Source organism: Emticicia aquatica, from assembly GCF_923079645.1.
Classification (GTDB): domain Bacteria; phylum Bacteroidota; class Bacteroidia; order Cytophagales; family Spirosomataceae; genus Emticicia; species Emticicia aquatica.
Window position 1 is genome coordinate 959,411 of record NZ_CAKLPY010000001.1, and the last position, 22,932, is coordinate 982,342.

Sequence of the window (22,932 nt, forward strand, 5' to 3'; positions counted from 1 at the left end):
TTTTTAACTGGTATGGTCTGAAACAATGAGCCATTTACCAGCAATTTTCTTTATTACTAAAGTAAAATAACCACCAATATCGCCTTTTTCTGGGCGAGTCAAATGCCATTTGCCTAAAATCCAACAAGTGGTTTTTGACTGAAAATCGGTTTTTAAAATATCAAATTTTAGCGTACCCATTGTTGCACGGTCTGGATAGCTCTTATAGTATCTATCTAAAGTTGCTTTCCAGCCGTAAACAACACCGTTTTTACCGATAAACATCAATGAATCGGACTTCCAGTAATCTTCCATAAAAGCGTCAATGTTTCCCGAGTTCCAATTTGTATTTTGCCGAGATAATACTTCTAAAACAGCTTCTTTGTCGGTCATTTTTTGAGCCTTGCTGACGAAGCCAAGTGTCAGAAAGAAAACAATAAGTAGATTTTTTTTCATTGATGAAAAGTAATTAAATGTTGGAAATGCTATAAATTCTTTTAAATCGGATTTATCTTTGCACGAAAGCATAAATCTATTAAATTTTCGTGAATAAACAAGCAATTTGGTTTATTGTAAATCCTATTTCTGGAAGTAAAAATAAGTCTAAAAATATCGTTCAACTAATTGATAATCAATTAGATAAAGATAAATATTTGCCAGAAATTTATTATACAAAATACGCTGGACATGCAACCGAGATAGCTGCTGAGGCTGTTAAAAAGAATATCCCGATTGTTGTTGCCATTGGTGGCGATGGTACTGTAAACGAAATAGGAAAAGCTTTGATTAATACAAAAACTGCTTTGGGAATTATTCCAACAGGTTCGGGTAATGGTTTAGCTAGAGAATTGGAAATTCCGATGAAACCTACCAAAGCTATTGAATCCTTAAATACGCCATTAAATAAACAAATTGATGTTTGTTTCATGAATGAAGTGCCGTTTTTTTGTACAGCTGGAATTGGCTTTGATGCCCATTGTGCGGAAATTTTTTCCAAAAAGAAAGGACGTGGTTTAATGAATTATATAAAGGTTGGATTTACCGAATTTTGGAAATTTAAACCATTAAAATGTGTTTTTGGTGGCAATAACTATGATATTTTTAGTATTACTTTTGGTAATGCCAGCCAATTTGGAAATAATGCTTACATCACTCCAACAGCAATCATTGACGATGGACTAATTGATTGTACGATTATCAATCCGCCATCAGCTTTGCAGGCGATTCAGATGATTGCTCAATTATTTAATGGAAATATTCATTCTTCAAATCTTTCCGAAAATTATCGAGGAACAAAATTTATCGTTAAAAATGAACAAAATTTCTTGATACATTATGACGGTGAACCATTACAAACTACAGCTAATGAGCTGATAATCAGTATTTCAGAGAAAAGCTTAAGAGTAATTATATGAAAAATAAAAAACTTCGTGAAGGTGTAGTTTATTCAACTAATCCCGATTTTGAATTTAATTTTGGTCAAGATGAAGAGGTTGAAACACTACCATCGCAACAGCAAAATCTTAAGATTTGGTTGGATAGAAAAGGTGGAAATAAAATTGTTAGTAGGGTAGATGGCTTTGTTGGAAAAGACGAAGATTTACAAATTTTAAGAAAAAAGCTGCAAAATCTTTGCGGTAGTGGAGGAACAGCAAAAGAAGGTGAAATTTTACTTCAAGGCGACCATCGAGACAAAATTTTAGGATTTTTATTGAAAGAGGGTTTCAAAGCAAAAAAAGCAGGAGGATGATTTTTTGTATAGGAAAACATACATTTTTCAGCAATCCAACTTTTATATTTTAATAAGTAAAATTTAGTATGCAAGAGCATCAAATAAAAGTCGAAAGAACCACAAGATATTATACTTTAGGTGAACTGAATGAAAATACCAAAACGATTTGGTTTGTTGTGCATGGTTATGGACAACTTTCACAGTTTTTTATCAAGAAATTTGTGCAAATTGTTGATAATGAGACTTTTATCGTTGCCCCAGAAGCTGTTTCAAGATTTTATTTAGATGAAAAATTTAGTCGAGTTGGTGCATCTTGGATGACACGTGAATTGCGTCAGTCGGAAATTGATGAAAATAATGACTATTTGAATTCGCTTTACAGCAGTTTATTAACTAACTATGATTTATCAAAGGTTGAAATCAATATTTTAGGTTTTTCACAGGGTTGTGCCACCGTTTGCCGTTGGATTGATAGTGGTAAAGTCAAATGTAATCGATTATTATTATGGGCTGGTTTTTTTAGCAATGGTATCAGAGAAGTAATTGCCCCCCAAAAGCTCAAAAATATTGATACATATTATGTTTATGGCGATAAAGATGAGTTTTTGGTGGCTTATCCTGAAGTTTCAGAGAAGTTTAGAGCAGGAATGATGGAAGAAATTGACCTCAAAATTGTTTCTTTTGATGGAAAACATACCGTTGATGAGAAAACACTAAAAGAAATAATTGCCACATTTTAAGCCAATTTTACGGAATCACCTATTTGGATTTTTCCACCTTTAATAACCATACAAGTGATACCTCCGTGGCCTCGCATGGCATTATAGCCGCCAATCCCTAGATTTTGTTCCATTCGACTACATGGATGACAATAACCCGTCATTTTCAAGGTAACTTCTCCAATAGAAAATTCTAAATCATTCAATGCTAATAAATTAATGCCAGAGACGACAATGTTTCTTCGCAAAAGAATTGGGTCGATTTTGTCTTTTTGAAGTAATTTACTCACAGCCTCAATATGCTCGGATTGAATAAGGGTTACTTGACGTTTACGATTTTTTCCATTGTAGCGGTCGCCTACAATTCCATCTTCTTCGGTTAATGTAATTTCATCGGTAACGTTAATTTTTCCTCGAGAACTTGGTCCAGGGCGGTAACTTATCCATTCTACTTTACCTTGATGAGCAAAAGTTTGCATTAATTCTTTTAATTCCATGAATTTTATTATAAGTGAGGCGTGTCAAATTTTTGTTTTTCAAAAGCTAGACAAAATGATTTTAGTTTACATTCATCACATTTTGGGGTTCGTGCAACGCAAACGTAACGTCCGTGTAGAATAAGCCAGTGATGAGCAACCGCAATCTTGTCTTTAGGAATAAATTTAATTAGCTCTTTTTCAACTAAAAGAGGTGTTTTAGCCGTTTTTGGAACTAATCCCAGGCGATGCGAAGTACGAAAAACGTGTGTATCAACCGCCATGGCTGGCTGATTAAATATGACTGAAACGATAACATTTGCAGTTTTTCGACCAACACCAGGCATTTTTTGCAAATCTTCAATTGTATTTGGTACTTCCGAATTAAAATCATTCACCAAAATACGAGCCATTCCGACCAAGTGTTTGGCTTTATTATTTGGATAACTCACACTTCTGATATACTCAAAAACTTCGTCAGCAGTGGCATTTGCTAAACTTTCAGGTGTTGGAAAACGAGGAAATAGTTTTTGTGTAACAATATTTACTCGTTTATCTGTACATTGGGCTGAAAGAATAACTGCAACCAACAGTTCATAAGGATTGGTATAAACTAACTCAGTTTCAGCTTCTGGATAATTTTCGCTAAAATATTCTACTAAGGCTTTATAGCGGTCTTTTTTTTGCATTTTATTTTACTTAACATTTTTTCTGCGATTGCGTTGAAAGTCTTCCAAAACGAAACCTCCCAAACCGTTCAATCCACTGTAATAAGCTCTACCATTATTTACTTGGGTGAATTGCTGCACAAATTGCTTTAAATACGAATCTGTTGCAATCATAAAGGTAGTTATCGGAATTTCTAATCGGCGGGCTTGTGCTGCAATTGTGAGCGTTTTATTGACAATTTTTCGGTCAAGTCCAAAGCTATTTTTATAGTAATTGATTCCTTCTTTCAAGCACGTTGGCTTTCCATCTGTAATCATAAAAATTTGCTTATTTTTGGTTTTTCTTCTACGTAATAAATCCATTGCTAACTCCAAACCTGCCACGGTGTTGGTATGATATGGACCAACCTCTAAATATGGAATGTCTTTTAACTGAATTTGCCACGCATCATTACCAAAAACCAAAATATCGAGTGTGTCTTTTGGGTACTTAGTCCGAATCAATTCGGCCAAAGCTAATGCTACTTTTTTGGCTGGTGTAATTCTATCTTCTCCGTAAAGAATCATTGAGTGTGAAATATCAATCATTAAAACGGTTGAAGTTTGGATTTTCGATTCTCGGTCAACTACTTCCAAATCGCTTTCTAAAAGCATAAAGTCATCAATTCCACCATTTATTTGGGCATTTTTTAATGATTCCGTCATAGATATTTGGTCAAGCGTATCTCCAAATTGAAAAGCACGAATATCACTGCTAAGTTCGTCGCCCGTTCCTGTATAAGGTGTGTGATGACTGCCACTTGATTTGGTTCTTTTGAGTTTTCCAAAGATTTCATCGAGCGATTGTTTCCTGATGCTTTGCTCACTTTTGGCAGTCATTTTGAATTCGCCTTCTTGATTTTCTTCGGTTATATAGCCTTTTTTCTTTAAATCATCAATAAAATTCGCCATTCCATACGCATCATTGGTGAGTTGGTATTGGCGGTCGAGATCGCTCATGTAAGCGAGAGCTTGACTCACATCACCTGCTGTGATGAGTAACAATTGTTGAAAAATATTAAGTAATTGCTCAAATTTATTTTCACCCTTCATTTCGGGTTTGAACGCTGAAAATCGGAAACCTTTCATATAATTTTCTGAATGAATAAACGAGTGAATAAAGCTGCTTTTTTGATAACGATATTTGATGCTTTAAAGTTTTCAAAAAAAGTCAAACATAAAAAAAGACTCTTTGAATTACAAAGAGTCTTTCCGAATATTTTTATTGATAATTGTTAAATGCTTATAAATACCATTTCATCTTCAATTTTTATTGGGTAAGTCTTGATTTCATAATCGTCTCCGCTGAGGCATTTGCCATTTTCGAGCGAGAAAGTTTTTTTATGAAATGGACAAGCTACTTTTGGTTCATCACCCGAAGAGCCAATCATTCCTCTCGAAAGCACCATTTGCTGTTTGTGCGGACAAAGATTTTGAGTTGCAAACCATTCGCCTCTGCGAGTAAAATTGAAAATAGCGATTTGCTGGTCATTTATTAGGACACATGCTCCGCCATTTTCGGGTATTTGCGTGGTAGAACACGCCAAAATCCATGTTTCGGTTGTAGTTTGTATTGTCATAATGTCTCTTCCCCCAAAGAGAATATTTATTAAATTTGCTATTTATTTAGTTATTTGCTCCATTCTAATGCTCTTTTTTGCTCTCTCAAAGGACTAAAAGTGACGCTTGGGTCTTTGACTTCGGGAGCGTTTACGAAATGTGTAAATCTTTGACGGATATTATCATTTTCAATGGCTTCTTTCCATTCACACTTGTAGTTATTTATTAAACCAGCCATTTCTTGCTCTAATTCTTCAGCAATTCCTAAACTGTTGTTAACAACTACATCCTTTAAATAGGCAATTCCACCATCCATTTTATTGAGCCAAGTAGCAGTTCGAGTGAGTGGTTCGGCCGTTTTTATATAAAACATTAAAAATCTATCGAGGTATTTCACGCAATCCTCTTTTGAAATATCACCAGCAATTAATTGGGCATGTTGTGGTTTTGCACCGCCATTGCCACAAACGTACAGATTCCAACCTTTTTCAGTAGCAATAATACCAAAATCTTTTGCTTGTGCTTCGGCACACTCACGCACGCAACCAGATACGCCGCCTTTGAATTTATGTGGAGCTCTAATACCTTTATAGCGGTTTTCTATTTCAACTGCAAAAGTGACAGAATCGTGCAAACCAAAACGACACCAAGTTGAACCTACGCATGATTTAACAGTACGAAGTGCTTTTCCATAAGCGTGGCCAGATTCAAAACCAGCTTCGATTAATTCTTCCCAAATGGCTGGTAAATCGTTAAGGTGAGCCCCAAACATATCGATTCTTTGTCCGCCTGTGATTTTGGTATAAAGACCATATTTTTGAGCAACTGTGCCTATTACTATCAATTTTTCAGGAGTAATTTCGCCGCCAGCAATTCTTGGAACGACTGAATAGGTTCCGCCTTTTTGGATATTTGCTAAGAATCTATCATTTGAATCTTGGGCGATGTCGTTGCCTTTGGCAAGAATCATTTCGTTCCATAAACTAGCTAAAATTGATGAAACGGCAGGTTTGCATACTTCACAGCCATCACCGTGACCAAATTTGTCTAATACACCCTCATAGCTTTTGATTTCATTGATTTTTACTAAATCGAAAAGTTCTTGGCGAGTGTAATCAAAATGTTCACAAACAATATTTCTGACATAAATTCCTTGGGCTTTCATTGTACCAAGCATTAAATCCTTCACCATGGGCACGCAACCACCGCAACCAGTACCAGCTTTTGTACATTTTTTTAAGTCATCAACAGTATGTATTTTGTTTTCTGAAACTTCATGGCAAATTTGTCCTTTTGTAACAGATTCACATGAACAAATCAGAGCATCATCAGGTAAACTTAAAACGCCTACACCGTTATCTTCGGCACCACCTCTGGCCCCTAAAATTAAATTTTCTGGGTCTTTTGGTAATACTATTTTATTATTAACGGTTTGTAACAACATATTATACTGCTCGGCATCTCCTACCAATATCCCACCCAAAAGAAATTGGCCATCGTTTGAAATATTAATGCGTTTATAAATACCTTTAGACTTGTTTTCATACACAATTGTTTGACAGTCAGGCTCTTCAATAAAAGCATTACCGAAACTTGCAACGTCAACGCCAATCAATTTTAGTTTGGTTGACATATCGAAGGCCTTAAATTCTTTGGTTCCATTACACAAATTAGTTGCTACAATATCAGCCATTTCATAACCTGGTGCAACCAAACCATAAATCATGTGGTCATGTAAAGCACATTCGCCAATTGCAAAAATATTTGGGTCGGAGGTTTGGAGTTTATCATTGACAATAATTCCGCCGCGAGAACCAACCTCTAGGCCCGAAAGTCGTGCAATTTCGTCACGAGGTTTAATTCCTGCCGAAATAACCAACATATCGACATCCAATTTTGAACCATCTACGAAATGCATAGCGTTAATGATTCCTTCGCCTGCTATTTCTTGTGTATTTTTATTGAGATGTATTTTTAAACCAAGGGTTTCTAGTTTTGCTTTTAAAATATCAGAACCAGCTTGGTCAATTTGGCGAGGCATGAGCCTTGGTGCAAACTCAACAACGTGTGTTTCTTCTAAACCTAAATCCAAAAGTGCTTTTGCTGCTTCTAATCCAAGTAAACCACCACCAATTACTGCTCCTTTTTTTGCTTTTTTTGCATGAGATTGCATCAAATCAAGGTCTTCGATAGTGCGATATACAAACACTCCATCTTTTTCAACACCAGGAATAGGAGGAACAAATGCAGATGAACCCGTGGCTAAAACCAAATAGTCATAAGAAATTGTAAGCCCATGATGAGATGAAACCGTTTTGTTTGCTCGGTTAATGTTGGTGATTGGGTCGGAGAGATAAATTTTGATGCCGTTATTGAAGTACCAGTCTAGTGGTGCAATTGTGAGGTCGTCGGCAGTTTTTCCAGCGAAATATTCGCTCAAATGAACTCGGTCATAGGCTGGGCGAGATTCTTCGCCAAAAACTATAATTTCGAAGTTTTCCTTAGCTTTAGCTATGAGTTTTTCGCAAAACTTATAGCCAACCATACCGTTGCCCACCACAACGACACGGCTTGCGGGCTGTTGCCCGATAGTTCCGTTTTCCATTTTGAATAATGATTTTCCTACGTTTGCAGTATTGATTAGGCCAGTACGTTTCCCCCATTCTGGTCTAAAAAATACTTGAATTTGATTATTTGAAATAAGTATAAATACTCATTTTCATTCAAATGTATGTTTTGTTTTTTTGATTTGCAAGTTTTTATTTGGTAAAAACCAATATTTGTAGTTTATATTTTGGTAAATAGTACTTTTTACAGAATAAATATAAAAGAACAGATTTTGAGTTTACTCAACTGCCAAACGTACCAACTCGGCCGTATTTTTTACATTGGTTTTTCTCAGAATATTTGCTCTATGATTAGAAACAGTTCGAACACTCAATGAAAGTTTTTCGGCAACTTCTTGACTACTTAAACCTTCGGTGATGTATTTTAAGATTTCTCTTTCTTTCTTTGAGATTTTTGCAAATACGCTTGTATTTTTGAGTTTAGGCGTTGTTTTTTGTTTTCTTTGTGCCAAAAGTCCGTCGATAATCATGGCAGAAACAGTTGGAGGAAAATATTTATTTCCAGCAGAAACACTGTCTAATGCTTTCAAAATTTCTTCTTTACTGGTATCCTTTAACAAATAACCCATTGCACCGTTTTCAACCGAAGTAACCATATATTCGGGGTTATTGTGCATTGAAAAAATGAGAGATTTTATTGAAGGATATTTTTCAGAAATAAACTTTGCTACTTCAAAACCTGACATTTGAGGCATAGTAAGGTCGAGCAAAACAATATTTGGTTTCAAGAGTTTTATCTTTTCTAGAGCTTCTAAACCGTCGGATGCTTCTCCCACTATTTCAATATTTGGCTCATCTTCGAGCAAGTTTTGAATGCCTTTTCGCACTACGGCGTGGTCATCCACAATGAGTAACTTAATTTTATTTGTCATTTTAATACATGTTTTATTTAGTGTTGATGTTATCGATTAAAGAATTGGAAATTTTAAAACTTATTCATTACGTCGATTAGTTCGTAAATCGTCAATAGCAAGCGGAATTTTAACAAATATACTTGTTCCTTTGTTCATTTCTGAGTCAATTTTAATAGTTCCATTTAGCAACCTTACTCGTGTTTGTAAATTGCCCAAACCATTGCCATTTATTTTATTTTTTCTCGGTTTTTTCAAATCAAATCCTTTGCCGTCATCTATGATTGAAAGTGTAATAAATCTATTTTTATCATTAGCCAAATTTATTGATACTTTTTGGGCTTTAGCGTGTTTTACAATATTATTGAGAGCTTCTTGCGTAATGCGGTAAAGATTGTTCTCGATTTTGTTTGGAATATTAATATTATCTGTAAAATCGTTGAATATTGCTTGAATATTTACACCTTTTGCAGTTCGTTCGGTTAAAAGCCTGATGGCTGATGCCAAACCAAAATCGGTCAAAACTGAAGGCATTAAATTGAATGAAACTGTTCGAGTGGCTTCAATAGTTTCATCAATCAGTTTTTGATGTTCTTCAAATGACTTTCGCTGTTTTTCATTAATAAAAGGCAAACTTTTGAGTTGTTCACTATCAAGTTTTAGTCCAGTAAGCATTTGTCCGATACCATCATGTAGCTCACGAGCCAATCTTTTTCTTTCTTCTTCTTGTCCTTCTATAAGCGATGTTGAGCGTACATTATCTTCTTGTCGGAGTAAAGCATATTTTTCTTCTGTTGTTTTTAGTAAATCTTTTTGTGTAGAAACGAGTTGTTCATTTGTTTCATTAAGTTGTTGGTTTTTCGATTGTAGTTCTGCTTCTGATTCTGTAATTCTAAGAATAATTTCTTTGACATATCTAACCAAAGGAGTAAAAATCAATAAAGCTTCGAGAATCAAAATAAAAATGGTTAGTCCAAATAAAATCAATTCGATTCGTTTCACGTTACTAACTCTATCTTGGGCTTCGGTGTCATATTGAGAAACAATTTTATCCATTAATTTTAAAAACTGTCTTTCATTTACGAGCATATTTTTTAAAAGCATTCGCCCATCATTTTGTTGCTTTTCTTGGCCAATAATACTGGCATTGGCACTGATTATTTCAAAGGCAGGTTCTATTTCATTGAATATTTGTTGAATTTTGGCACTATTTTTTACGATATAAGTTTTATCTAAAACAAGCTTTCCATTTTTCAAACCAAAATGACATTTAACCCATAATTTCAGCACTTCGACAAAATCCTGTTGGTAGAAAGTAGCCTCTTCTGCAAACTGTTTTTGGTTGGTCAAAATAATGGCCATTTTGCATAATCTTTGGCTTAACATTCGTTGACGACCAGCTAAGTTGACTACGTGAGCATCATCACTAGATTCGTTAAGTGACCTTTGAATCAGTAATTGCCCAAATAGCGATAACAGTGCCACAACCGTAAGAGCCGCCAAGTAAAGGCGGGTTAATCGCTGAGAAACTTGTTTGTCTAAATTTTGCATTCTGAAAAATTAAAGCATTTTTTTTGAACTAACAAATAGCCATTTAAAGTTCTTTATTATATTAAAGTTTTTGTTTCTTTTGTACTATTTGTTAATTGAGTAATTTTACTCAATTTGCATTTTGTTAATAAATATTTGTTCAAAATAAATTATTTTAAAATTTTCTTTGGTAAATTTATTGTTTAGGCAAATAATGAGTTTATTTTTATGTCTTAATATTATTCGGTAAAAACAAGTAATATTTTATTTTAGGGTTTACATCTACTGAATCCACCCTTTTATAAGCTAAACATTAATACTCAAATCTTATGTACTCCAAGCTAACACTCGTGGGAGCAGGTCCGGGCGACAGCGAACTCATCACATTAAAAGGTATCAGAGCATTGCAAATTGCAGATGTGGTATTATATGATGCCTTGGCGAATGATTCTTTGCTTGATTATGCACCCCAAAATGCGGTAAAAATGAATGTTGGGAAAAGAAAAGGTCAACATTCTTTTAAGCAAGAAGAAATTAATGATTTGATTGTATCGGCTGCTTTAGAATATGGTCATGTGGTACGCCTAAAGGGTGGAGACCCATTCGTGTTTGGTCGGGGTTATGAAGAATTGGAGTATGCAAAAACATTTGGCATCGAGACTGAAGTTATTCCTGGTGTATCAAGTTCGATTGGTGTAGCTGCTGCTGTTCAGATTCCAATTACACACCGAGATATTGCCCGAAGTTTTTGGGTTGTAACGGGGCATACGAGTGAAGGAACTTTGCCTAAAGACCTAGAGTTGGCCGCTCAATCGTCGGCAACGGTGGTGATATTAATGGGGATGAGTAAATTAGAAGAAATTGCTGCAATTTTTACAAAATATGGAAAATCGGAAATACCCATTGCAATTATTCAAAGTGGTACAACTGGAAATCAGAAATCTGTTTTTGGACAAGTACAAGATATTGTGCTTAAAGTGAATGAATCAAAAGTGACAAATCCAGCGGTTATTATCATTGGTGAAGTTGTGCGTTTACATCCTGAATATATTGAAGCGTATGTTGCCGAAATGAAGTTTTAAGAAAAATACCTAGTTGATATGTTTTGCCATACTTTATATAATTTATAATGTATGGCATTTTTTATGTTTGGTGGTCAACAAAATTTTGAAGTTTACGCAAACTGATGATAAAATTTTTATTTGGAAATAACGGAATTTGGAGAAAGATGTAAATGAGTGTTTATAATTATATTTTTCAAAGAATAGAATTGTTGTAAGTGGTTTTTGAAATTTAACAAAAATGAAAATATAGGTTTCAAAAAATGGGTTTTTAGAAAAATAAAATTGTATTTTTCTAAAAACAAGTTTCAGATTTAAAAGAATTTTCAATAAAAATGACAAAAATGACTAAAATAAGTTGGAAACCATTTTGAGTATAAAATATTATTTTTTACATTTGAATAAGCAAAGAAATTAAAGAAATAATAAGTACAAATAACCAAAGAAAATTTCGATAGTGGGGGCTATCGGAAAATTAATTAAAAGTCTCAATTATTGTATTTTTTCTAAAAACTATAAAGTATGATAAGAAAATAACATTAAAAAGCTTAAAAATCGGAGATAGTCGGAGTGGGGGCTTCGCCTTGAACCAAACAAAAACCGACTTGACATGGGGGTGTCAAAGTCGGCTAACGAATCGCAGAACGTAGGTATTTATTCACAATTCAATTCAAAACAAATGAAAAAAAATCTATTTAGCAAGTTTGTACTTGCAATTTTCTTCACAATCGCTTTTTTTCAAGCATCATTTTCACAATTTTCATTACTAGGACAAGTCAGAACTCGCACAGAAGTACGTGATGGTTTGGCTAATCTCGCACCACTCGGAACGAAGTATTCGGCTTTTACTTCACAGCGTACACGACTTACATTTGGCTACAAGTGGGATAGAGTAACATTTGGTATGTCGGTTCAAGATGTAAGAGTTTGGGGGCAAGATGCTTCATCAATTTCAAATGCTGATGGTGGAAAATTTGGAGTACATGAAGCTTGGGCAGAAATTGTTTTGGCCAATTCGGCTGATACAACGGTAAAATTTAAGCCGATTCAAAATCTTTCATTAAAAATTGGTCGTCAAGAGCTTGTTTATGACGATGTTCGTTTACTCGGAAACCTTGATTGGTTGCAACAAGGCCGCCGCTTTGATGCCGCAATTTTCAAGGCACAACATTTAGGTTGGGCATTAGATTTTGGCGGTGGTTTCAATCAAAATGCTGATGCTTTTGGTACAAACGGAACATACTATGTTGGTGGAAATGCTCCAGTTTCAGCACTTTCAAATAAAAACGTTACACTGGCGATTCCAACTGGATTTTTGCCAACAGCTACGAAAGGAGGAACGCCTGTTTTAGCAAATGCCGCTAGCACAAATGGCCAAAACCAAATGTTTAAGTCTTTCCAAATGGCTTATTTGAGTCATAAATTTAAACAGACTAAGTTGGCTGTTTTATTTTTCAAAGACGATTTCTCAAAGTTTCGTATAGATAGTATCGGTAATGCATCTGCTGGCTACGTATATGGAAGACGTTACGACCAAACGGGAGTTAATTCTCGCTTAACTTATGGAGCAATGCTTACTGGGCAATTTGGAAATGCGTCGTCTAAATTAGGTAAAATTCAGTGGCAAGCATTCGGATATGCACAATCTGGCAAAGATCGTGATGGTTTGAGCATTAGCAAAGCGTATCATTATGGAGCTAATTTTATGGTTCAAAAAGGTTTACTCAGTTTTGGCCCAGGTTACGAAGTATTATCTGGTAATGATGGATTTAATTTAAAAACAGGTGAAACCCATCGTTTTGACCCACTTTATGGCACTCCGCACAAACATTGGGGTTATATGGACTATTTTTATGTGGGGACTGGTTCGCCAGCAGGAGGCTTGCAAGATGCTTTCTTCAAAGTAAAACACGCGGCAAGTCGCCTGACAACTACATTTGATGTACACTATTTTGCATTGGCAGCTGCTACGCCAAATAAAACAAAAGATGCACCCGCAAATGCTAAAATATCACCAAAATTAGGCATGGAATACGATTTAGTTTTGAATTATTCCCTAAATAAATTTACTGCTGTTGAGTTAGGGTATTCTGTAATGAAAGGCAATAATAGCCTCGAATACGTCAAACAAAATTCGATGGATAAAACACGCAAAACTGGCCAATGGTGCTATTTAATGCTCAATATTCGTCCAGACTTTTTCTATGCAAAACCTGTGGCAATCAAGCAATAATCAATTAGAAATTAAGCAATAAAAAGGCTTTTATAAAGATTAATAGGACTTTACCATTCCAAAGAAAATATGAAAAACATAAGAAAAAATTTACTACTCGTATCAGCTATTTTATTTATGGCTACAATTTCAGCATTCAAATATCCTGCTGCCGAAGTTATAAAATTAGGATTTATCCCATTGACAGACTGTGCTCCATTGGTAGCTGCAAAAGAGTTGGGTTTATTTGCCAAATATGGAGTAAATGTAGAATTAAGCAAAGAGGCATCTTGGGCAAATATCCGTGATAAAGTACTAAATGGAGAATTGGACGGTGCCCATTGTTTGTATTCAATGCCTATGTCGGTTTACACGGGAATCGGCGGAAAGGCAGGTTCAGAAATGAAAATTGCCATGACTTTGAACAATAATGGGCAAGCGATAACACTTTCTAAAGATTTTTGTGGATTGGTTGGTTTCAAAGATTTGAAAAAAGTAAACGGAGCAATTGCAGAAATCAAGAAACGTAAAGAAGTAACATTTGCCATGACTTTCCCAGGAGGAACGCATGATATTTGGTTGAGAAATTGGATGGCAGCATCTGGTGTAAATCAAAAATCGGTTGGTATCATCACGATTCCACCACCGCAAATGGTTGCCAATATGAAAGTTGACAATATGGAAGGTTTTTGCGTGGGCGAGCCTTGGAATGGAGTAGCAGTTGCTCAAAATGTTGGTTTTACCCACATTGCAAGTCAAGATATTTGGAAAAACCATCCCGAAAAAGCATTGGTTGTAAACAAAGATTTTGCGACAAATAAGAAAGAAGATTTGAAGAAAGTAATGAAAGCCATCATTGAAGCACAAAGATGGTTAGATAATATGAGTAACCGAAAAAAGGCAGCAGCTTGGTTATCAAAGCCATATTATGTCAATGCTCCAGTATCTGTTTTGGAAGCTCGTTTGTTAGGTTCTAATGATTTAGGTTGCGATTTAGGTGTTCAGAAATACAAAGATGACTACATGACATTTTACAATAATGGAATCGTAGCAACGCCCAAAAAATCTTATGTTATGTGGTTTTTAGCTCAATATGTTCGTTTTGGGATGTTAAAATCAGCTCCTGATTATAAAGGAATTTCCGAAAAATTAGTCTTAGATGATTTGTTTGCTGAAGTGGCAAAAGAAATGAGCGTACCAGTTCAGCCTGATATGCAAGCATTTAAAACAACACTTGATGTAAACTTTGACCCTAATAATATTGCAGGATATTTATCGACAACAAAGAAGTAATATCATACAGTTTCCCCCGCTTTTTGCAGCTGGGGAAATGAAATTTGAACTTTAAATAGATTAAAAATGAAAAATATTCTTTCAAAATATTCTCCAGCAGGGACATTATACTTCATCGGAAGTATGCTAATCCTCTTAGCGATTTGGCAACTGGTCACTTTCGTTACAAAAGCTGAAATTCCAGGCCCATTAGCAACTTGGGCAGTTTTTTCGGAAATGCTTGCCGACCCATTTTATGATTATGGCCCAAATGATAAAGGAATTGGGATTCAACTTTGGAGTTCATTGAAGCGAGTTTTTATTGGTTTCTCACTAGGAAGTTTAGTCGCAATTCCTTTAGGATTAATCATGGGTTCATCAAAAATTGGCATGAAATTATTGAATCCAATCGTTCAAATTTTGCGTCCTGTTTCTCCATTAGCTTGGTTTCCATTAGGTTTATTGGCCTTCAAAGCTTCCGACCAAGCAACGATTTTTATCATCATGATTACTTCACTTTGGCCAACCTTAATCAACACCGCATTTGGCGTTTCAACGATTCCTGCTGACCATAAAAACGTAGGAAAAGCATTTGGTTTTTCTCGATGGAAATACATTACTAAAATCCTGATTCCGTTTTCATTACCACATATCATAACTGGACTTCGTTTGTCGATTGGTATTGCTTGGGTAGTAATTGTGGCTGGTGAAATGCTTTCTGGCGGTGTTGGAATTGGTTTTTTTGTTTGGGATTCTTGGAATGGTTTAAGTCTTGAAAAAATACTTTCTGCCATCCTGATTATTGGAATCGTAGGATTATTGTTTGACAAAATTTTTAATGTACTTCAAAAAACATTCAGCTATGAAAGCAAATAATGAACTTCTAATTGATGATTCGTCATCATTTCATAAAATAGTTACTGAGAAAAGTATCGACATCAAGAATGTAACAGTTTCATTCAAATCAAAAGGAAAGGGTGTTTTTACAGCTGTAAAAGATATTAATCTTGAAATTGGAAAAGGCGAAATTGTTAGCATTATTGGTCACTCTGGTTGTGGAAAATCAACGTTGATGAATACAATTTCAGGAATGGTTTCACCGTCATCGGGCGAAGTAATTGCTAACAATAAAGTCGTTACAGGACCAGGCCCCGACCGTGGAATTGTTTTTCAAAATTACTCTTTACTGCCTTGGTTAACGGTTTATAAAAATGTTTTTGAGGCGGTTGATTCTGTTTTACCACATTTGAGCAAAGCTGAAAAAATCGAATTGGTTGAGAAAAATCTCAATATGGTAAATTTGTGGGAGCATAAAGATAAGCTTCCGAGCCAATTATCAGGCGGTATGAAACAACGAGTTGCTATCGCACGTGCCTTTTCAATTAATCCAAGTATTTTATTGTTAGATGAACCCTTTGGTGCTTTAGACGCACTCACAAAAGGCTCAATGCACATCGAATTGCTCAAACTTTGGAATTTGGACAACAGAAACAAAACCATCGTAATGGTTACACATGACATCGAAGAAGCAATTTTCTTATCAGATAGAGTGGTTGTCATGAATAACGGTCCAGCGGCAACAATCAAAGAAATTGTTGATATTCCGTTGGCTCGCCCTCGAAATAAAAAAGACATAATTCATTTGCCAGAATACATCGAAGTTCACGACAGATTATTGAATTTATTATTTGATAAATTCTCAATTGAAGATTAATCGTGTCAACACTTGAAAACCTGTGCTTCTCCAAGCCTAAAAATTAAATGAAAGAGGCAAAAAAATATAAAACCACTTGTTGCTATTGTGGCGTTGGGTGCGGAATTGTAGCAACGGATTTAGGAAATGGGAAAATCCATGTGGAAGGAGACAAAGAGCATCCTGTAAACAAGGGGATGCTCTGCTCGAAAGGGATGAATTTGCATTATACTGTCAATGATAAATCTGACCGTTTATTATATCCACAGATGCGAATGAATCGAAGTATGCCTATGCAACGTAGCACTTGGGATGAGACTTTGGATCGAACTGCCGCTATTTTCAAGACATTTATCAATAAATATGGACCCGATTCAGTTGGCTTTTATGTATCAGGACAATGTCTTACCGAGGAATATTATCTTTGGAATAAATTGATGAAAGGCTTCATTGGCTCAAATAATATTGATACCAATTCTCGTTTGTGCATGTCTTCGGCAGTAGTTGGGTACAAGCTTTCTTTAGGCGAGGATTCAGTGCCAGTTTGCTATGATGATATCGAAGAATCGGATTGTATTTTGGTAGAAGGAGCAAACCCCGCTTGGTGTCATCCAATTATTTGGCGAAGAGTAGAAGCCCACAAAGCAGCTAGTCCGAATGTTAAAATAATTACAGTTGACCCACGTCGTACGCAAACAGCGAGTGCATCAGACGTACATCTGCAAATAAATCCTGGCTCAGATGTTACACTCAACCATGCCATTGGGCGAATTTTAATCGAAAATGATTGGCTTGACAATGATTTCCTGAAAAATCATACTGATGGTTTTGAAGAATATCGCACAAAAGTTTTTGAAAAAACACTGACAGAATCGGCAGAAATATGTGGTGTTGATGAAAAATCAATTTTGAAAACTGCAAAGTTAATTGCAAATGCAAAAGGTTTTCTATCAATGTGGACGATGGGTCTCAACCAATCTGTGATTGGTGTAAACAAAAATCTTTCACTCATCAATCTTAGTTTGATTACAGGGAAAATTGGAAAAGCTGGAAATGGACCTTTTTCACTCACTGGCCAACCCAATGCAATGGGTGGGCGTGAAGTTGGCGGTTTGGCAAATATGTTGGCATCTCATCGAGAAATTGCGAATCCACAGCACAGAACCGAAATGGAAGAATTTTGGGGAGGAAACAAAATCTCTGATAAAATAGGTTTAACTGCAACCGAAATGTTTAAAAGTTTGGAAGAAGGAAAACTCAAAGCGATTTGGATTGTTTGTACCAATCCGATGGTGAGCTTGCCCGATTCTCGAATGGCTGAGTTGGCTATGAAAAATGCTAAATTTGTTGTCGTACAGGATATTTCTAATCGTGCTGACACAATAAAATTTGCTGATGTAGTACTTCCTGCCGCTGCTTGGGCAGAAAAAGAAGGCACCATGACCAATGCTGAAAGACGAATTTCATACTTAAATAAAATCGTTGATGCTCCAGGAGAAGCTCTTCCAGATGCTGAAATTATTTGTCGATTTGCCAAAAAAATGGGTTGGGGAGCAAAATTTACTTATGAAAATTTTAGCGAAATCTATCATGAGTTTACTCAAACTACCAAAGGTACAAACATTGATATTACAGGCGTTAGCTACGAATTGTTGAAAGAAAAAACCATTCAATGGCCGTATACAAATGCTGAAGAGAAAGTTAAGTCGAGTATCGGTACTAAGCGTCTTTTCCAGAATGGCGAGTTTTATACGCCCAACAAACGAGCTAAAATTCATGCTGTTCCTGACGAAAATCTTTCTGAAAAATTGAGTCAAGATTTTCCATTAATTTTGCTTACTGGGCGAATTCGTGACCAATGGCACACAATGACAAAAACGGCACGAGTCAACAAATTGAATCAACATTTGCCGATTCCGTATGTAGAAATTCATCCGAATGACGCTAAAAAACGCAATATTTTAGAAGAAGAAATTGTTGAAATTAAAGGAAAAAGAGGCGATGTAAAGGTAAAAGCAAAAATTACTGATGAAGTAAAACAAGGAACTTGTTTTTTGCCGATGCACTGGGGTAGAGTTTTGGGAAATGATTTTGGAAGAGCCAACAATCTAACGAGTAATTTAGTGGATGCTCGTTCAAAAGAACCAGATTTTAAATTTTCAGCGGTAGAAGTTACAAAATATGTCAAGTCAAAAGAGAAAATCATTGTTATCGGGGCTGGTTCTGCTGGCTTGGGTTTTATTTCTGCATATAGAAAGCTCAATCAAACCGATGATATAGAAGTTTTTTCAAAAGAAATTTATCCTTTCTATAACCGTGTTATGCTGCCCGATTATATCAGTGGTACGCAATCGTGGGAGCAATTAGTAAAACTTCGTGAAGACCAGTTTATCGAAAATAATATTAGAGTTCACAAAGCCATTTGTATAAATCATATCGACAGAAAAAATAAAGTTGTAGTAGATGATTTGGGCAACGAACACAGGTACGATAAGCTTTTTTTAGGTATGGGAAGTCAAGCTTTTATGCCAAAAAATTTCCCTAAAATGGCTGGAATTTTTAATATGCGTAGCAGATTAGATGCGGATACTTTACAGCCTTTTTTGAAAAAAAATAGAAATGTAGTCATTGTAGGTGGTGGTCTTTTAGGGCTTGAAATGGCGGCTTCATTGCGAGAAATTAATATAAATGTAACTGTTGTACAACGAATCGGTCGATTTATGGATAGACAACTCGACCCACTTGGTAGCGATATTTTGCACGAAGAAATAGTGGCTCGTGGCATAGAAGTTTATTTCAATGATGAAGTTGAACAGTTCTATGGAACAGAAAAAATAACAGGCGTTCGTCTTAAGTCTGGTCAAAAACTAGATTGTGATGCCATAATTGTTGCAGCTGGGACTGTACCAACAATTCAATTGGCTCGTGATGCTGGCTTAGCTTGTAATCGAGGAGTGGAAGTAAACAATTATTTGCAAACTTCAGACCCAGATATTTTTGCTTGTGGCGAAATTGCCGAATGGAAAAAGCAAATGTGGGGCATTACGGCCGCGGCCGAGCAACAAGCGGAAATTGTAGCAAAATTCTTGGCTGGCGATTTATCTACACCTTATAAAGGAAGTCTTTCAATGAACCTTCTGAAAATGCACGGACTCAATCTTTGTTCATTAGGAATCATCGAAATTCCTGCTGGAAGTGCTGATTATGAGGAAGTTACATTTATTGATAAAGCTAAGCATTACTATAAAAAATGTATTATTTATAACGACAGACTCGTTGGTGCAATCCTTATTGGTGATAAATCAGAGTTTTTAGAATTTAGAGATTTGATTGCTAACGGTATCGAATTATCCGAAAAACGCTTGGCATTATTGCGTTCGGGAAAAATTTCAGAACCAGTTTTAGGTAAATTAGTTTGTTCATGCAACAATGTTGGGAAAGGAAATTTGGAAAAAGCCATTAAAGAGGGTTGTACAGATTTTGCTCAAATTTGCCTAAAAACAGGGGCGGGAACAGGTTGCGGAAGTTGCCGACCCGAAGTTAGAATGATTTTGGAAAACATTGGAAAGGATACTTTGGTGGCGGTTTAGATATTATCATTAAAAAAATGAGAACATGAAAGATTTTTACACCATTCGAGTAAATTTCAAGGGCGGTATTGCCTCGCCTGGTGAATTAAAAAATATTTTGTTAGCGGCTCAAGAATCACAAGTTCATGAAGTTCGTTTTGGGCTTCGTCAACAGTTAATTCTACATTTACTGCATCCTTTTGCCCGAACTTTCGAGCAAAAAATGATTTTGCAAAGTATTGATTTTCAATCAGATAGTAACGAATTTCCAAACATTATTAGTTCGTATGTTGCAGAGGAGGTTTTTCAAAAAGGCAACTGGCTTACAGAAGGTATTTATAAAGATATTCTTGATTTATTCGACTATAAATCTTTGCTAAAAATTAATCTTTCAGATAATCAACAGAGTTTTACACCTTATTTTTCAGGACACCTCAACTTTATAGCTTCAGAAAATCCAAATTTTTGGTATTTATATATCAGGTTACCAAAAACTAACAAAGTCTTTAGTTTTGACAAGCTTATTTTTTCAAATGAAATACCGAAGCTTTGCAAGCAACTCGAAGAACGGATTTTAAGCAATGAAAATCCGTATTTGGAAGACATCGAACAGTTGTTTTTAACAGTTCCAACATTAATTTCATTACCCAAAGAAAACGAACTCGAACCTGCCAATTTTACGTTGCCTTATTACGAAGGTTTTAATCGTTACGGTAAAAAAACTTGGCTCGGAATTTATCGTAGAAATGAGTTTTTTTCTGTGAAATTTTTGATAAAACTATGTGAATTATGTCAAGAAACTAAAATTGGTGAAATTTGTCTAACACCTTTTAAATCATTGATAATCAAAGGTATTGATGAAGTAAATAGAGGAAAGTGGAGCAACATTTTGTCCGAATTCAATATCAATGTACGTCACGCTGCCAATGAATTAAACTGGCAAGTTGAAGATGATTCTGATGAAGCCTTACAACTAAAACTAAGCTTAGTTGAAGCTTTTGACAAACAAGATTTACGAACTTTTGGACTTTGTTTTGGCATAAAAACTCGTCCAAAAACGGAAGTTTATGCGTCAATTATGGTTCAAAGAAGACGTTTTAAATTGTTTAATTTTATTCCTTTTTATTTTGTTTATGATATTTCTTATACCGAAGATTTTAATCCGAACGGTCGAACCAAAAAATACTTTGAGAAGAGTATTTTACGATTTAATTTGGCTGAACAATTACGCCGAAATGTATTGAAATACAACAAAATGATTGCCGAAAATGCCATTAAAACAGCAGGTTTACGTGATGACCATAAAGAAACAGAAGTAGAGCGTCCGAGTACTAAAAAAGTACATCAATGCAAACACTGCTTTACCATTTATGATGCTGACTTTGGCGATTTAGTTAATAATATTCCTGCGGGAATACCTTTTTCAAAGCTTCCAACAAGTTATATTTGCCCAACTTGCGAAGCAGAGAAAAAAGATTTTAAAGCCATTGAAGTGAAAATTGAATGGATGAATATGTAATTATTATTGCTGATTAAATCAATCCTGTAAGGTTTTTGTATCCCTGTAGGATTTTTCGTTTTAAATTAATAATCAAGCACAGATTTTCGTTAGTTTTGTAAGCGATAATTAATAAACAAAACTATGTTGAAGCATTTCTTATTTTTATTTCTTTTTCCAGTCTTTTCTTTTGCACAAACAATTGCTTTTTCAAAGCCCGATAGTTCGGATATATTTATTCAATATGGCGATGAAGAAATAATTCAGAAAGCTAATGATCTAATACAAAAACCCGAAAGCCAAGTTTTTTTGACGGAATTTAACAAAAAATTTCCTAATACTTTCGAGAAAGAAATTCGCTATAAACAGCTATTAACTGCTAATGTCGATGATTGGGAAATACAATTGTATGACGAACGTAAAAATCAATTGAATTTTCTTAAAAACTATACAAATCTTTCACCCGAATTTCAAAAGTTAGTAGAAAGTAATATTCGATGGAATTATTGGCATTTGTTACTTTCATACGCAATCATTCGCAGCAACCTCGATACCAAACTTACTAGAGTAGTATCACTTCCAGCAGTAATGACCGAAGAAATAGACCCTACAAAAGTAAATGATGAAACTGCCTTATTATCAGAAAGTTATCGTAATTTTTTACCTTTTTTTGTAACATATTTTAATTCACAAGACCAAAAATTTGTAAAATATGCAGACCAAGTAAAAGCAATTACTGATAAAGGTAATATAGCCCAAAAATATTTAAAAGGTAAAGTTTTAGATTACACATTAACAAAACTAATTCACGATAATTGTGAGAGACTTTCTGCATCGTCAGCCAAATTTTGGATAAGTCAAATTGCTGCGGATAGTTACCGCAAAATGCTGTTGTTACATTGCAAAGAAACGCTTAATAAAAAAGAAGAAATTGCCAAAAAGAAAGATGACAATAAAGATAAACTACCGCTTGGCTCAGGCGATTATCCTGTTTTATATGGACTTGATGGTAAACAATTTAATTTTGCCAAATACAAAGGCAAAGTAATTTATGTTGATTTTTGGGCAAGCTGGTGCGGGCCATGTCGTCAGGAATTTCCTTTTTCTAAGAAAATGCACGATGGTTTTACAGAAAAACAAAAGAAAAATATAGTTTTTTTGTATGTTTCTATTGATGAAGACCCAAATAACTGGAAAAATGCAGTTGATAATTTAAAATTGAACAATGGCGACCATGGGATTTCAAATGGTGGATTTGGCTCTGGTGTTAGTCAAAAATACCAAATCAATAGTATTCCTCGTTACATGATTATTGATAAAAACGGCACAATTGTTCGTCCAGATGCTCCTCGTCCCAGTAATCCTGAAACCTTAGATTTATTATTTAAATTGATTGAATAATTGGTTGAATTTTATTTTTAAAATTTTGTTTATAGTATTGATACA

General features: G+C 35.1%; 19 protein-coding genes. 11 read left to right on the forward strand and 8 right to left on the reverse strand.

The window, feature by feature from the left end; genetic code table 11:
• Positions 1-3 precede the first annotated feature (3 nt).
• Positions 4-435 (reverse strand): YybH family protein, encoded by a 432-nt coding sequence (locus tag MJQ71_RS04160; protein WP_238804740.1) that lies wholly within the window; start codon positions 433-435, stop codon positions 4-6.
• A gap of 89 nt (positions 436-524) precedes the next feature.
• On the opposite strand from MJQ71_RS04160, the gene MJQ71_RS04165 reads away from it, so the two are divergent.
• The 3 genes from MJQ71_RS04165 to MJQ71_RS04175 all read left to right on the forward strand — a co-directional run bounded on the left by MJQ71_RS04165 (position 525) and on the right by MJQ71_RS04175 (position 2,451).
• Positions 525-1,394, forward strand: a complete 870-nt coding sequence (locus MJQ71_RS04165) for a diacylglycerol/lipid kinase family protein (protein WP_238804742.1) — start codon at positions 525-527, stop codon at positions 1,392-1,394.
• Entirely contained in the window at positions 1,391-1,729 is a 339-nt protein-coding gene (locus MJQ71_RS04170; RefSeq protein WP_238804745.1) for a translation initiation factor, read from the forward strand. Before MJQ71_RS04165 ends, MJQ71_RS04170 begins: the two co-directional genes overlap by 4 nt.
• A 68-nt stretch (positions 1,730-1,797) precedes the next feature.
• Positions 1,798-2,451, forward strand: coding sequence for an alpha/beta hydrolase (locus MJQ71_RS04175; protein ID WP_238804747.1), 654 nt, complete (start codon positions 1,798-1,800; stop codon positions 2,449-2,451).
• On the opposite strand, the gene MJQ71_RS04180 is transcribed toward MJQ71_RS04175, so the two are convergent.
• The 7 genes from MJQ71_RS04180 to MJQ71_RS04210 all read right to left on the reverse strand — a co-directional run bounded on the left by MJQ71_RS04180 (position 2,448) and on the right by MJQ71_RS04210 (position 10,202).
• Positions 2,448-2,927, reverse strand: coding sequence for an MOSC domain-containing protein (locus tag MJQ71_RS04180; protein ID WP_238804748.1), 480 nt, complete (start codon positions 2,925-2,927; stop codon positions 2,448-2,450). The genes MJQ71_RS04175 and MJQ71_RS04180 overlap by 4 nt on opposite strands.
• 8 nt (positions 2,928-2,935) lie before the next feature.
• Positions 2,936-3,595: an endonuclease III gene (gene nth / locus MJQ71_RS04185; RefSeq protein WP_238804751.1), complete on the reverse strand. Its 660-nt coding sequence runs from the start codon at positions 3,593-3,595 to the stop codon at positions 2,936-2,938.
• Between the two features lie 6 nt (positions 3,596-3,601).
• Positions 3,602-4,702 (reverse strand): vWA domain-containing protein, encoded by a 1,101-nt coding sequence (locus MJQ71_RS04190; RefSeq protein ID WP_238804753.1) that lies wholly within the window; start codon positions 4,700-4,702, stop codon positions 3,602-3,604.
• A 146-nt stretch (positions 4,703-4,848) separates the two neighbouring features.
• A complete protein-coding gene (gene nirD, locus MJQ71_RS04195; RefSeq protein WP_238804756.1) occupies positions 4,849-5,193 on the reverse strand; it encodes a nitrite reductase small subunit NirD in 345 nt (114 codons plus the stop codon).
• A 50-nt stretch (positions 5,194-5,243) separates the two neighbouring features.
• Positions 5,244-7,778, reverse strand: a complete 2,535-nt coding sequence (gene nirB / locus MJQ71_RS04200) for a nitrite reductase large subunit NirB (RefSeq protein ID WP_238804758.1) — start codon at positions 7,776-7,778, stop codon at positions 5,244-5,246.
• A gap of 240 nt (positions 7,779-8,018) precedes the next feature.
• Positions 8,019-8,672, reverse strand: a complete 654-nt coding sequence (locus MJQ71_RS04205; protein ID WP_238804760.1) for a response regulator — start codon at positions 8,670-8,672, stop codon at positions 8,019-8,021.
• 60 nt (positions 8,673-8,732) lie between these two features.
• Positions 8,733-10,202: an ATP-binding protein gene (locus tag MJQ71_RS04210; protein ID WP_238804762.1), complete on the reverse strand. Its 1,470-nt coding sequence runs from the start codon at positions 10,200-10,202 to the stop codon at positions 8,733-8,735.
• A gap of 308 nt (positions 10,203-10,510) precedes the next feature.
• Between MJQ71_RS04210 and cobA the strand changes: the two genes are divergently transcribed.
• From cobA to MJQ71_RS04250, 8 genes are all read left to right on the forward strand, one after another.
• Positions 10,511-11,263 carry a uroporphyrinogen-III C-methyltransferase gene (cobA, locus tag MJQ71_RS04215; RefSeq protein WP_238804764.1) on the forward strand — a complete coding sequence of 251 codons (753 nt, stop codon included), beginning with the start codon at positions 10,511-10,513 and terminating at the stop codon, positions 11,261-11,263.
• A gap of 658 nt (positions 11,264-11,921) precedes the next feature.
• Positions 11,922-13,475, forward strand: coding sequence for an alginate export family protein (locus MJQ71_RS04220; RefSeq protein WP_238804766.1), 1,554 nt, complete (start codon positions 11,922-11,924; stop codon positions 13,473-13,475).
• 69 nt (positions 13,476-13,544) lie between these two features.
• Positions 13,545-14,747, forward strand: coding sequence for a CmpA/NrtA family ABC transporter substrate-binding protein (locus MJQ71_RS04225; RefSeq protein WP_238804768.1), 1,203 nt, complete (start codon positions 13,545-13,547; stop codon positions 14,745-14,747).
• A gap of 66 nt (positions 14,748-14,813) precedes the next feature.
• Positions 14,814-15,602, forward strand: coding sequence for a nitrate ABC transporter permease (ntrB, locus tag MJQ71_RS04230; RefSeq protein WP_238804770.1), 789 nt, complete (start codon positions 14,814-14,816; stop codon positions 15,600-15,602).
• Positions 15,589-16,440: an ABC transporter ATP-binding protein gene (locus tag MJQ71_RS04235; protein ID WP_238804772.1), complete on the forward strand. Its 852-nt coding sequence runs from the start codon at positions 15,589-15,591 to the stop codon at positions 16,438-16,440. The genes ntrB and MJQ71_RS04235 overlap by 14 nt, the downstream gene beginning before the upstream one ends.
• 47 nt (positions 16,441-16,487) lie before the next feature.
• The gene (locus tag MJQ71_RS04240; protein ID WP_238804774.1) at positions 16,488-20,009 is read left to right on the forward strand and encodes a nitrate reductase; all 3,522 of its coding nucleotides are present in this window, start codon (positions 16,488-16,490) and stop codon (positions 20,007-20,009) included.
• Between the two features lie 25 nt (positions 20,010-20,034).
• Positions 20,035-21,507, forward strand: coding sequence for a rubredoxin domain-containing protein (locus MJQ71_RS04245; protein ID WP_238804776.1), 1,473 nt, complete (start codon positions 20,035-20,037; stop codon positions 21,505-21,507).
• Between the two features lie 123 nt (positions 21,508-21,630).
• Positions 21,631-22,887 (forward strand): TlpA family protein disulfide reductase, encoded by a 1,257-nt coding sequence (locus MJQ71_RS04250; protein ID WP_238804778.1) that lies wholly within the window; start codon positions 21,631-21,633, stop codon positions 22,885-22,887.
• The last annotated feature ends 45 nt before the right edge of the window (positions 22,888-22,932 follow it).